Raw genomic sequence first — 11880 nt, forward strand, 5'->3', positions numbered from 1 at the left:
AAGCAAACTTTACTTTTGGAGTTTGCTTTTTTTGTGAAAAAAATCGGGGGGAATGAATTACAAGAAATATGTGACAATAAATCCTTTTGTCTTCGAGGCATAATTACGCTACAATTTAGACAAGTGTTTTCCAAGGAGGATTTATTTATGTTCAAAAAAATAATTGCTTCCGTTGTCCTTATGCTTTTAATTTCGGTGGCAATTGTACAAGCAATGGAAAAGAAAAAAGTTGATAACCTGCCAGGCCTAAAAATTGGTGCAAAGGCTCCTGATATTCAGCTTTCCGACCTTGACGGCAATACAGTGAAACTGTCAGATTTAAAGGGCAAGAAGGTCATGCTCAATTTTTGGGCAACCTGGTGTCCTCCATGTAAAGAGGAAATGCCGGCAATGCAGGACTTTTATAACGAAATGGATGATAATGAAGCTATTCTGTCAGTAAATATAGATCCTGAAAATGATGTGAAAGATTTTGCCGGGAAAATGGGAATTACTTTTCCAATCGTTCTTGACCATGGAGGCAAAGTTTACGATTCATACCAGGTAATTAGTATTCCCACAACGTATTTTATTGACTCTGACGGAATCATTCGCGAAAAATTCATCGGGGCGATGACCAAAGATGAAATGGAATCAAAAATGGATAACTTATAATGAATTTCCAAGAAAACCCCAGTCCGGGGTTTTTGTTATTCTGAATAATATTATAAAAAATTGCAACAATAATGTCATAATTTTTTGTCAACTTGGAGATAATAAGTAGCAATATGATGTTAAGAAGGTGAAAACAATGAAAAGAAGGAAGCGTTCTTTTGAGGAATTAGTAACAGAAAACAAGCGCGAGCTTTTAAAAGACGCAAAATTAATGGAAAAGATTGAAGACCGGCTAGAAAAAAGGCATCTGCAAAAAGCTGAGTAATAGTATCTAAAATTTACTACTTATGCGAATTTCCTTCTGGTATAGACTATTATCAGGGGGGATGAGCAATGGGAAATCCAAAACGAAATCCAAAACCTTTTGTTCCGAATCATATTGGGACACAGCCGCGAGCAGCCGGAGGCAATAAAGGGAAACAAATGCAAGATAAAACAGGCCGGCATCCACAAGTTATTCAGACGAAAGGTGAATAAATGAATCAGTCGCTGAATTTTAATTATAAAGTGAGATAGGGCGAAATTTCGGAAAAGAATTCCTTATATGCATAATGAAAGATCCTGCCTGTTTTAACGGGCAGGATCTTTTGTTCAAGAAGTTATTTACATAACAATATTATTTAAAATATATAATTTTACCTTGGTTAATTGAGTTAAAAGAGCAAAAAATAAAAACCTACCGCTTATATGAGGAGGTCATAACCATGGCAAATCAAACACCGAAGCCAGATAATCGTTTGGATAATGTTGAAAAGCTTCAAGAAATGGTTCAAAATACAATTGAAAATATAGAAGAAGCGCAAGAATCTATGGCATTTAGCAGCCCGGATCAGCGGGAAAAAATCAAAGCTAAAAACCACCGCCGCGAGGAAAGTATTGAAAGTTTACGCCAAGAAATCCGGGATGAGTCAGAGGCACGCGAAAACGGTTATCAATAAATAATAAAGCATTTACTATAGCTAGATGTTAATTTTCGCCGGGGTCCCCCGGCTTTTTACATAAGAAAGCAATACAAGAAGCCAGTTATAAGTAAGTATGTTAAAATAACGAGTACTAAGGAAAGCAGATTGGAAGAAGTGAACAGAATGATGAATGAACGCAGTTTACATACACCATTAGCCAGCTTACTCAAGCAGGTGGAAGAAGAAGTGGGGGAAACTGGAACTGTCGGCACCCGGGGCAGGTTGATAGAGGCTATCGCTGGCCTGGAAAATGATCAAACCCTGGAGGAGGAAGCCAAGAATAAATGGAAAGCTGAACTATACAGCTTGCTGGCATTATCACGCAAGCACAGCAGCGGGGAAGATTCTATTTACGACTCTTGGTTAAGTGAATCATTGAAAGCCGATCCGGCAAATAAAAGAGCAAATGACCTTTATGCTGAGTCAAACTGGAAAAAGAATGCTGCCCTTTTTGACGAACTAATCTTTCCAGCTATACGGGAGACGGATAATCGTCCTGCCAAAAAGAAGATTGCCGATCAATATATTGCAGTATGCCGGGAATATTTAAATAAACTTGATGATGTTCAAGATGAGCTAAGCAAGAGCCGCGAAATGTCAATCAGGGTAATAAATCAAGAACTGATTGAAATATACGATAGAATGATTGATATTATCGAACAAATGCAAGAGGAACTGTCGTCGTTATTAAGGGCAGCAATAGAATATCAGGAATCCATTACTGGTGTTTTTTATACCTCTGCTCATTTTGAGAATGTAAAAATCCATGTAGATAAAGTCCTTCACCTTAAAAGCGACTGGGAAGGAATAATTCAAACAAAAGGACAGAAGAACACGAAAACAGAAACTGCACTGGAAGAATTGCATCGCATGATTGGACTGGCAGGGGTTAAAAAAAAGGTTAATGATTATTATCATTTTCTGCAATACGAGAAACAAAGAAAAGCACTTGGTTATAAAACGAAGGATGAACAAAGCCTTAATATGATACTTACCGGGAATCCAGGGACCGGTAAAACGACTCTCGCCCGGCTTCTTGCGAAAATATATTTTGAGCTTGGCGTGCTTCCGAGGGAAAATGTTCTAGAAGTTGATCGCTCACAGCTGATTGGTGCTTATGTTGGTCAAACAGAAGAAAATGTGCGGAAAATCATTGAACGCTCCTTGGGCGGAGTTTTGTTTATCGATGAAGCATACAGCCTGAAAAGATCCGGCCAAGCGGGGAATGATTATGGACAAACGGCGATCGATACGCTTGTTTCTTTAATGACGAACCAGGACTATGCCGGGAAATTCGCCGTTATCCTTGCGGGATATCCTGATGAAATGAGACAGTTCCTTGATGCCAATCCTGGTCTGCGCAGCAGGTTTCCAAGCGCTAACCATATCCATCTGCCAGATTATTCTACAGAAGAACTACTTCAAATAGCTGAAAAAACAGCGGAAGACAACGACTATATTTTAACTCAGGAAGCCCTTCAAGCAATTGAAACAGCAATAGATAAGGAACGGGTGGACGATACGTTTGGAAATGCCAGGACTGTCCGATCCATCATTACTGAGGCAATTTTTAACAAAGGTTCTCATGCGGATTTATCCAAAACTGAAACGTTTCCGTTTACACTTCTTGAAGGAAAGGACTTCGGCCGGGAAGAAGAAGTGAATGGGCGTTCACCGGTCGAAAGGCTTGATGATCTTGTTGGTCTGGAGGATATTAAAAAGGAAGTAAAAACGTTAAAGTCTTTTGTGTATATGCAGCAAATTAGAAGAGAAAAGGGGCTTCCTTCCATTCCGATCCAACTCCATGCCGTGTTTACCGGCAATCCGGGCACTGGAAAAACTACGGTTGCAAAGATTTATTCAGAAATTCTCAAAGAATGCGGCATATTGAAAAGGGGACACCTGGTCATCACCTCTAGGGCTGATTTTGTGGCCGGCTATGTCGGGCAAACCGCAATTAAAACAAAGAAAAAAATCAGAGAATCCCTTGGCGGAGTTCTTTTTATTGATGAAGCATACTCGTTCATAAGCCAATCAGGTGGTGATTTCGGAAAAGAGGCCGTAGATACCCTTGTAGACGAAATGACGAGGCATAAGGAAAACCTGGTCGTTGTGTTAGCAGGCTACACAAATGAGATGAATAACCTGCTTGAAAGTAATCCAGGCCTCCGTTCACGTTTTAAAAAGTATTTCCATTTTCCCGATTATACCGCTGCGGAAATGCTGGAGATAATGGAGCGTTATGGAGAGAGCTATCAATATTCGTTAGATGGGGAAGCTAAAGCCTGGCTGAAGGCTTACCTGGAGAAGCAGCGCGTAAAAGGGAATGGCCGTTATGCCACCAATGTTATTAATGAGGCAATACAGCATCAGGCGTTCCGGTTAATGGAACACACCACAGAGATGCTAAACGACATTGATTTATTTGAAATTCAAATGGAAGATGTTCAGGCTGCGGTTGAAAAGCTGGAAAGAGGGGAATTTTAAGTGCTGATTTCTGAAAGAAAAGTAGAAGTCCGTTATGCGGAAACAGATCAAATGGGTGTCGTATATCATGCAAATTACTTGGTATGGATGGAGTTGGGGCGGACTCAGCTCATTCATGATTTAGGTTTTAATTATGCCAGTCTGGAGGCGGATGGCATCATTTCGCCGGTAATTGATATCCAGGCCTCCTATAAAAAGCCGGTAAGGTACGGTGAGGAAGCGCTGATTAAGACTTGGATAGAGGCATATGACGGCTTTCGTGTAACATATGGATATGAAATTCTGACGCAGGCAGGGGAGCTTTCTGTTCAAGGGACTTCTGTGCATGTGTGTGTAAAAAAGGATACATTCCGTCCAATATCTTTTAGGCGTGCATACCCGGATTGGCATGAAGCATATGAGGAAAATAAGAAACTGGATTAATATATAAAAGTGGATCTTACAAATCGGGCAGGAGATAAAAATGGCATTTGGTATTAAACGGGAAGACATTGAAAATTGGAAAAAGAAAATAGACCAAGGTGAAATAGCCTTCTTAACGCATTATTGGCTAGATCCCCGTTTCCCTGGCTGTAAGACGATTACAAAGGCAGGCTGCAAAGACCTTGCCAGGCTGGCGGAATGGGGCCGACAATATGGGCTGAAGAAAGAATGGATACATATCCGAAAAGAAGGATATTCGCATTTTGATCTGTTAGGCGAAAAACAGCGGGAAATCCTTAAACTTGAGGGAATTAATGAAAGATTGGTTGAGGAAAGCGAATTAAAGTAGATAAAAACCTTGCCGCCGGCAAGGTTTTCGTTTTGTTAATTTCATTTTTGATAATCAAAAACCGGTTCATCATATTTTTCATTAAACGATATATCGAGATTATGGCCGTCAAAATACCATATATCATTTTCTTCTATAAAAAAAGAAATGCCGTTAGAAATAGCTTTTGCTGCTGCATTTACTGGCTTATCTTTATTGATCCCCAGCGAAAACCCGCTTTGCACTGCACTAGAGCCACCATATCTAACAAAAAAGCGAACAAAATCGCCCTCTTGTAAGTCTAATTCACGTTTATACCATTCAGCCGCCTTTTCAGAGATCGAAATGTTCATGTTAATCCCCTTCCGTAATTTCCTCTGCTTTTATAATTATAAAGTAAAACCCATTATCATGCGAACATACTACCTTCAAACTGATGAAATGAATGTTAGGAAATTCAATATCCTAAAAATATAATCCCGCTCCAAGTTAAAAGCAAGTTGTTAAAGAAATGCAAAATCAAGGCGGGGACGAAGCTCTTTGCCTTGATCATGAGAATCGCATAGAGCAATCCGCTAATAGCAAAAACAAGTGAAATGGGCAAAGTAAACCCAGAAGAAATGTGGCTAAGTCCATAAAAGCCCTGCTATAAGGAAATTTATATTCCAGCTGCCAAGATTATCGTTCAGCATGGGTAAAAAAACAGTTAGTCGTCAAGCATATGGCACCTAGCAGAAAGTGCTTAAGCTTTATTGTATGAAAGCCTACAATCATAAGAGGTGCCATAACCGGATGATTCCAATCGGGTCGTGAGAAACTAAATGGCTTCTGTTCCTTAAAGGATCTCATTACAATATAAACCGGAACAGCTTATCACATCAGCAGCAGCCAGGTTAGAAACTTTTACGGTTGACTGAAACGAGAAAATAACGTCAAGCTTCACATTAACTACATAAGCCAGCTCGCCTAAGGAAAAAGCAAGAATCAACCAAATAAAAACCCGATCCTTTTCCTTGAAAAACGGAATAATCACCATCGCCTCCAGAAATCAATATTTTAACCCCTAATAATTTCTTCCGTAAATGCTTCATAAATACTCTTGAGGCAGTTAGCAAAGCCCTGAATCCATCTCAAAAGATAGTATTCCAACGTTCTTTATTGTCCATACTGATGCCCATGTTGCATGTACGATAGCCTAAAAACCTCGTACACCGAAGAAGAGGTTCAATGAAACTGCACTTATTTAGTACTTATTGTTAAATAATTGCATTAGTTAGTACCGGGGAAATATGTCTAAGGTTTATTTATAACTTTAGAGGGTAATAAGAATTATTCATATAGTATGGGAGGGGGAGCAGTTGAGTATAAAAGCAATCGTATTAAACTGCAGTTTAAAGAAGAGCCCAGAACAATCAAATACACAGGCATTAATAAATGAAGTGATCCAAATATTTGATAAAGAAGGCGTCGAATCCGATGTACTCCGTTTATCTGACTATAATATGGCTTATGGAATAACGGAAGACGCAGGGGCAGGAGATCAATGGCCAGCTATTTTTCGAAAAGTCAAAGAAGCAGATATATTAATTATTGGTACACCTATCTGGCTTGGAGAAAAAAGCAGTATTGCAACCCAGGCAATTGAAAGGCTTTATGGAGGAAGTCGACTAAAAAACGATAAAGGCCAATATATTTATTACAACAAAGTGGGTGGAGCCGTCATTACTGGAAATGAAGATGGCGCGAAACATGCGGCGGCATCTATTTTATATAGTCTATCGCATATAGGGTTTACCGTCCCGCCAAATGTCGATACATACTGGGTTGGAGAAGCAGGGCCGGGACCTTCATTTATTGAAGCCGAAGGAAAAAATAATGAGTTTACAATGCAACATGCACGGATAATGGCATACAATCTCATTCACTTTGCACGCTTATTAAAAGAGAATCCAATTCCAGCTCAAGGTAATGTGGTAAAGAGTTAAATATCAAGAATCCAGTAATACTGGCAAAAGGATAGAACAATTACGGCAGTTTTAATTGATGATAACGGGAATATTTTATGAAAGGAAGATAAGTATGACTATTACTCTGAAAAAAGATGCATTAGTATCACGTTACAAGGAAGTCCGTTTGTTCACTGAGCAAATTGTTCAACCGCTGGAAGTTGAGGATTATATCATTCAGGCCAATGCCGATAGCAGCCCGCCCAAATGGCATATAGCCCATACTACTTGGTTTTTTGAACGATTTATATTAAAAGAGTTTAAAAAAGATTATCAGGAGCTTAATCCTCAATTTGATTATCTTTTCAATTCGTATTATGAAACGATTGGGCCATTCCATCCCCGTCATCATCGAGGTGTATTAGCAAGACCGAGTGTTGAAGAGGTGTATACATATCGGAAATATGTGGATGAAAATATGGTTCAGCTCATGGAAAATAGTAATGAAAGCGAAATCGATGAAATTAAAAGTTTATTAGAAATAGGTCTGCAGCATGAACAACAGCACCAAGAACTGCTTATAACTGACATCAAGTACAATTTTTCCCAAAACCCATTATTTCCGGTATATGCACCTTTGAAAACAAGTAATAATGATCAGATACCTATATTATTTAAAGAATTTCAAGGGGGATTACTGGAAATAGGGCATAGTGGGGACGATTTTTCTTTTGATAATGAGAGACCAAGACATAAAGTTTGGTTAGAGCCATTTATACTTGCCAATCGCCCTGTTACAAATCGGGAATTTTTATTGTTTATGGAAGACGGTGGTTATAAGAAACCTGAATTTTGGCTATCCGACGGCTGGGCAGCTGTAAAGAAGTTTGGCTGGCAATCTCCGCTGTATTGGAGAAAAGAAAATGAAGAGTGGATGCAATTTACTCTATCGGGGGAGAAACTATTACATTTAGATGAACCTGTATGCCACGTAAGTTTTTACGAAGCAGATGCTTATGCAAGATGGGCGGGAAAGAGACTGCCCACGGAAGCGGAGTGGGAGGTTGCAGCAGAGGGTCTCATACCTCAGGGGAATTTTGTAGAAAATCAGTATTTTCATCCATTATCCTCTTTAGAGGAACAAAAATCGCTTTTTAAAATGTTTGGAGATGTTTGGGAATGGACGAGTAGTGCATATTCACCCTATCCCCGATCCAAACCATTAGAGGGAGCATTAGGAGAATATAACGCTAAATTCATGTGTAATCAGATGGTGCTGCGAGGAGGTTCTTGTGCAACCCCATCGACCCATATTCGTGCTACGTATCGTAACTTTTTCCAGCCGGAAAAGCGCTGGCAATTCACTGGAATACGTTTAGCCGGGAATGTATGATGGAGACTAGAAATTCATAAAAAGGGAAATTTTGGTAAAGTCCTGAAACGACATGCGTGACTAGTTCAGTTCAATATTTAAAAAACAAGAGGACTGTAGTCATTCTAGATAAACAATAGAATGGCTTTTTTTATGCGTGATAATTCAGCATAACTACTGTTTAAGTGATTTTAAAATGATCTATTAATTAAGCAATAACTGATAAACTGCCAGAACAATATCAAATACTTGAAGTGTTTAAACCGCCAATATGAAAGTTTAAATAAGATTAATTAGGGTATCTATTTATTAAACGTCACTAAGGAGATGATATATGATGAAATTTAAAAACCTACTTTTATCAATCCCTTTAAGTGCGGGTTTATTAGTAGCAGGGTGTGCTGAAGCTGATCCAGCGCCTGAAGATGACAACATGGAAGAACAAGATAATATGGAGCTCGAAGTTCCAGAGGCTGATGAGGAAAATCTTGACAAAGATGAACCGGACATGACAGAAGAGCCTTCGGAAGAACAGTGATAATCTGTTTTATATAAGCACCAAGTAACAGCTGCCATGCAGCTGTTATTTGCTTTCACCGGGATTTTTTATCTTGCAGCATCTCCAACACCAGTCATGCTGTAGTTTTGTGTGTTGATGAAATTAAGGCTAGACCATAAATTTCCTTTTTAAGCAGTGCGTCTGTGTTATAAAAAACATTCAAAAACAGCAATAACACCCTTTCTGCCTGAGAGGGTATTATTGCCGTGTATATACTGCATCAATGTTTTTTATTGTCTGTTTTTTTTGGATGAGAGCCATTTTATCTTTGGCTCGGTTTTATTTCTGATTCGGCGGATGTTTGCCCTGTGGCGGTAGATAATAAAGGTCGCCATAACAAGCAGGACTATTAGCAGGGGAATGTCTTCATGGTTTGTGGCGAGAGTGTATAAAACGGCAAATACAGCTGTAATCATTGAGGCAAGTGAAACATATTTTGTAATGAAGAGCCCCAAAGCAAACACAAGAAATACCAGCAGGAACAATAACGGGGCATACCCAAGCAACACTCCTCCCGAAGTGGCTACAGCCTTTCCTCCGCGAAAGCCTGCGAAGATAGGGAACATATGTCCGATAACACTGAACACACCTGCCAATAGGGGATGTATGTCGGCGCCCAGCCAAGCTGGGACAAGGGTAGCAATCGTTCCTTTCAGAACATCCATCAGCGTAACTGCGACACCTGCTTTAACACCCAGAGTCCGAAAGGTATTGGTTCCGCCCAGGTTGCCGCTGCCATGCTCCCGGATATCTTTTTTGTAAAAAACCTTGCCAATAATCAGTCCTGAAGGAATCGAGCCTATCAGATACGCTAGAATTAATGAGATAATAGTAATCATATAAATGCCCTTTCTTACCATCTTCAAGTTTCTCTTCATTTTACCATGAGTTGGACAAAAAGCCATAAGGGAGACTATATTATGAAAAATTTATTTGGTGCCGTTCAATGGGCGGCTTTCATGATTGCTTCATCCATTGTTGCCCCTATTGCCATTGCAGATTTATTTCAGCTAAATCCGTCAGATTCCGCGGCTTTTGTCCAGAGGACTATCATGGTTCTCGGGATTGCAGGAATGATCCAGGTTACCGCCGGTCACAAGCTGCCAATTAATGAAGGTCCTGCCGGGCTTTGGTGGGGTGTTTTTGCATTGTATGCTGGTTTTGGGGCCTCACTTTTTGGTTCTGCAGCCAATACGCTCCAAGCGCTACAGGCTGCTTTGGTTGCCAGCGGATTGTTATTTGTTCTGCTTAGCCTGTCGGGTATTATCACTAAGATAAGCCGATTGTTTACGCCTGTTGTAACAGGTGTTTTTTTGCTCTTGCTTGTCTTGCAGTTAAGCAAGTCGTTTATAAGCGGAATGCTTGGGATTGGCTTTTTTAAAGAAGGAATCGATTTGAAAATTGGTGCGCTGAGTATGGCTGTTGTTTTTTTCACCTTTTACCTTACCCGCCATACTAATGGAATTATCCGTCAATATGCCATTTTGATTGCTTTAGCCGCAGGCTGGCTGTTGTTTATCCTTACAGGAGCGGTTAAACCTATTGATTTATCTGCAGAAAATGTCATTTCTTTTCCAGGGATCTTCGTTTTTGGACCGCCTGTTTTTGAACCAGGTATGATAGCTGCTTCGGCTTTTGTGACCTTGCTTTTATTAACGAATATGATTGCGAGTGTCCAGGTTGCTGAAAGCGTGATAAAATCCGCCGTCAAGGGTGATATAAAGAAGGCAAGTCTGAAAAGGGCCGGATTTGCCACAGGAATCAATCAGATGCTCGGGGGCCTTTTTAGTGCAGTTGGACCTGTACCGATATCGGGGGCGGCGGGGTTTATTGCATCAACCGGATTTACAGCACGGCTGCCTTTCTTTCTAGGCAGTTTGCTTGTCATCATATTAAGCTTTTTTCCTTTCATGATGAGGCTTTTTTCGTCCATTCCTGTCCCGGTTGGATATGCGGTAACTTTCGTCATTTTTACAAATATCCTAGGCCTGGCATTGAAAGAGTTTGAGAAAGAAACAGAGCCAGATAGGACGAAGGTCGTAATCGCTTTTTCTCTTAAGTGTGGCATAGGGGTGATGTTTTTGGAGCCAAAAGCATTTGCAGGATTGCCTGTTATTGCCACCTCAATTTTAAATAATGGAATGATTCTTGGAAGCATTATCGCAATTTTTACTGACCGTCTTACCGTTCAGATCGCAAAGCGACGTTCTAACGGCTAGCAGACATCCTATTGACCTTTATTCTTTTTCCTTTGAAGGAATTCGAAGGCAAATGTTTAATTTTAAAATAGTGGGTATTAATATTATCAGGTAGATTAGAAACTATTACAAGGAGGTCTTCTGGCATGATTGAAAATCCAGGCAGAGATGAAATAAGGGAGATTCTAAAAAAGACTAAGCGTATAGCGGTTGTTGGTTTATCCGACAATCCAGAAAGGACTTCATATATGGTTTCCCAAGCGATGCAGGCTAACGGCTATGAAATTATTCCGGTTAATCCGTCTGTCCAGGAAGTGCTTGGAGTTAAAGCGGTCGCTTCCTTAAAGGATATTGAAGGGCATGTAGATATAGTGAATGTATTCCGCAGATCTGAATACCTTGCCGAGGTTGCTGAGGAATTTATCCAAATTGATGCTGATGTGTTCTGGGCCCAGCTTGGTCTCGTGGATGAACAGGTATTTAATTCCCTAAGGGACAAGGGATACACAGTCATAATGGACCGATGCATTAAAGTAGAGCACGCATTAACTAAATAGGTACTATAGAACCATGAATTTTTATTTAACTGTGGTATTTAGGAGCGGATGTAACGCTCCTTTTGCATCTTTTCCCCTATCATTCCCCTATACAATTTTCATAGAAAGAATTTATTCCACACAAGCTAATAAACATGAATTAGCGTTTTTTTTTCGAAAGGTTATTTGCCAAATAAGAAATTATCGCTACAATAAGTCATAAGGCGTTTTATTGAGACCGTATAAAAAATTGTATACTTCAATACAGTGTGGGAACATTTGTTCTTTTTGCTAAATTGGCTTATAATAGTATTGGAGCAAGAATTGTTCGGTAGGCATCATGCATGTAGACTGGGTGATTGCGTTTGCCAGCAATGTAAAGATGCTTTGTGCTTGAAACGAAAGGGGATTTTTT

General features: G+C 39.8%; 15 protein-coding genes and 1 pseudogene. 12 read left to right on the forward strand and 4 right to left on the reverse strand.

The genetic code is table 11. The features are described from left to right. Positions 1 to 147: 147 nt before the first annotated feature. The 7 genes from D0469_RS07405 to D0469_RS07435 all read left to right on the forward strand — a co-directional run bounded on the left by D0469_RS07405 (position 148) and on the right by D0469_RS07435 (position 4875). Positions 148 to 654 (forward strand): redoxin domain-containing protein, encoded by a 507-nt coding sequence (locus D0469_RS07405; protein WP_117325989.1) that lies wholly within the window; start codon positions 148 to 150, stop codon positions 652 to 654. Positions 655 to 790: 136 nt separating this feature from the next. After that, positions 791 to 919 (forward strand): FbpB family small basic protein, encoded by a 129-nt coding sequence (locus tag D0469_RS07410; RefSeq protein WP_117325990.1) that lies wholly within the window; start codon positions 791 to 793, stop codon positions 917 to 919. 68 nt (positions 920 to 987) lie between these two features. Next, on the forward strand, positions 988 to 1131 hold the full coding sequence (locus D0469_RS07415) for an acid-soluble spore protein N (protein WP_117325991.1): 144 nt from the start codon (positions 988 to 990) through the stop codon (positions 1129 to 1131). Between the two features lie 227 nt (positions 1132 to 1358). Further along, positions 1359 to 1592 (forward strand): small acid-soluble spore protein Tlp, encoded by a 234-nt coding sequence (gene tlp, locus D0469_RS07420; protein ID WP_117325992.1) that lies wholly within the window; start codon positions 1359 to 1361, stop codon positions 1590 to 1592. Between the two features lie 147 nt (positions 1593 to 1739). Further along, on the forward strand, positions 1740 to 4103 hold the full coding sequence (locus tag D0469_RS07425; protein WP_233522977.1) for an AAA family ATPase: 2364 nt from the start codon (positions 1740 to 1742) through the stop codon (positions 4101 to 4103). Next, positions 4104 to 4526 (forward strand): acyl-CoA thioesterase, encoded by a 423-nt coding sequence (locus tag D0469_RS07430; RefSeq protein ID WP_117325993.1) that lies wholly within the window; start codon positions 4104 to 4106, stop codon positions 4524 to 4526. Between the two features lie 40 nt (positions 4527 to 4566). Further along, positions 4567 to 4875, forward strand: a complete 309-nt coding sequence (locus tag D0469_RS07435) for a hypothetical protein (RefSeq protein ID WP_117325994.1) — start codon at positions 4567 to 4569, stop codon at positions 4873 to 4875. Between the two features lie 41 nt (positions 4876 to 4916). Here the strand turns inward: D0469_RS07435 and D0469_RS07440 are convergent, their stop codons facing one another. The 3 genes and pseudogenes from D0469_RS07440 to D0469_RS07450 form a co-directional block, all read right to left on the reverse strand. Then, a complete protein-coding gene (locus D0469_RS07440; RefSeq protein ID WP_117325995.1) occupies positions 4917 to 5207 on the reverse strand; it encodes a HesB/YadR/YfhF family protein in 291 nt (96 codons plus the stop codon). Between the two features lie 104 nt (positions 5208 to 5311). Beyond that, positions 5312 to 5482: pseudogene (locus D0469_RS22110) on the reverse strand (hypothetical protein); the annotation flags it as partial. A gap of 207 nt (positions 5483 to 5689) precedes the next feature. Next, positions 5690 to 5890 carry a hypothetical protein gene (locus D0469_RS07450; RefSeq protein ID WP_158553385.1) on the reverse strand — a complete coding sequence of 67 codons (201 nt, stop codon included), beginning with the start codon at positions 5888 to 5890 and terminating at the stop codon, positions 5690 to 5692. A gap of 322 nt (positions 5891 to 6212) precedes the next feature. Between D0469_RS07450 and D0469_RS07455 the strand changes: the two genes are divergently transcribed. The 3 genes from D0469_RS07455 (at position 6213) to D0469_RS07465 (ending at position 8710) form a co-directional block, all read left to right on the forward strand. Next, positions 6213 to 6839 carry a flavodoxin family protein gene (locus D0469_RS07455; RefSeq protein ID WP_117325998.1) on the forward strand — a complete coding sequence of 209 codons (627 nt, stop codon included), beginning with the start codon at positions 6213 to 6215 and terminating at the stop codon, positions 6837 to 6839. 58 nt (positions 6840 to 6897) lie between these two features. Next, positions 6898 to 8193, forward strand: coding sequence for an ergothioneine biosynthesis protein EgtB (egtB, locus tag D0469_RS07460; RefSeq protein ID WP_233522982.1), 1296 nt, complete (start codon positions 6898 to 6900; stop codon positions 8191 to 8193). 313 nt (positions 8194 to 8506) lie between these two features. Next, positions 8507 to 8710, forward strand: coding sequence for a hypothetical protein (locus D0469_RS07465; protein ID WP_233522978.1), 204 nt, complete (start codon positions 8507 to 8509; stop codon positions 8708 to 8710). 251 nt (positions 8711 to 8961) lie between these two features. Here the strand turns inward: D0469_RS07465 and plsY are convergent, their stop codons facing one another. Beyond that, positions 8962 to 9570 carry a glycerol-3-phosphate 1-O-acyltransferase PlsY gene (gene plsY, locus D0469_RS07470; protein ID WP_117326038.1) on the reverse strand — a complete coding sequence of 203 codons (609 nt, stop codon included), beginning with the start codon at positions 9568 to 9570 and terminating at the stop codon, positions 8962 to 8964. An 81-nt stretch (positions 9571 to 9651) separates the two neighbouring features. Here plsY and D0469_RS07475 point away from each other — a divergent pair, with 81 nt between their 5' ends. Both D0469_RS07475 and D0469_RS07480 read left to right on the forward strand, forming a co-directional pair. Further along, a complete protein-coding gene (locus tag D0469_RS07475) occupies positions 9652 to 10950 on the forward strand; it encodes a purine/pyrimidine permease (RefSeq protein WP_117326000.1) in 1299 nt (432 codons plus the stop codon). Between the two features lie 125 nt (positions 10951 to 11075). Next, positions 11076 to 11486 (forward strand): CoA-binding protein, encoded by a 411-nt coding sequence (locus D0469_RS07480; RefSeq protein WP_117326001.1) that lies wholly within the window; start codon positions 11076 to 11078, stop codon positions 11484 to 11486. Positions 11487 to 11880: the final 394 nt, after the last annotated feature.

The sequence above is a fragment of the Peribacillus saganii genome, assembly GCF_003429095.1.
Taxonomy (GTDB): domain Bacteria; phylum Bacillota; class Bacilli; order Bacillales; family DSM-1321; genus Peribacillus; species Peribacillus saganii.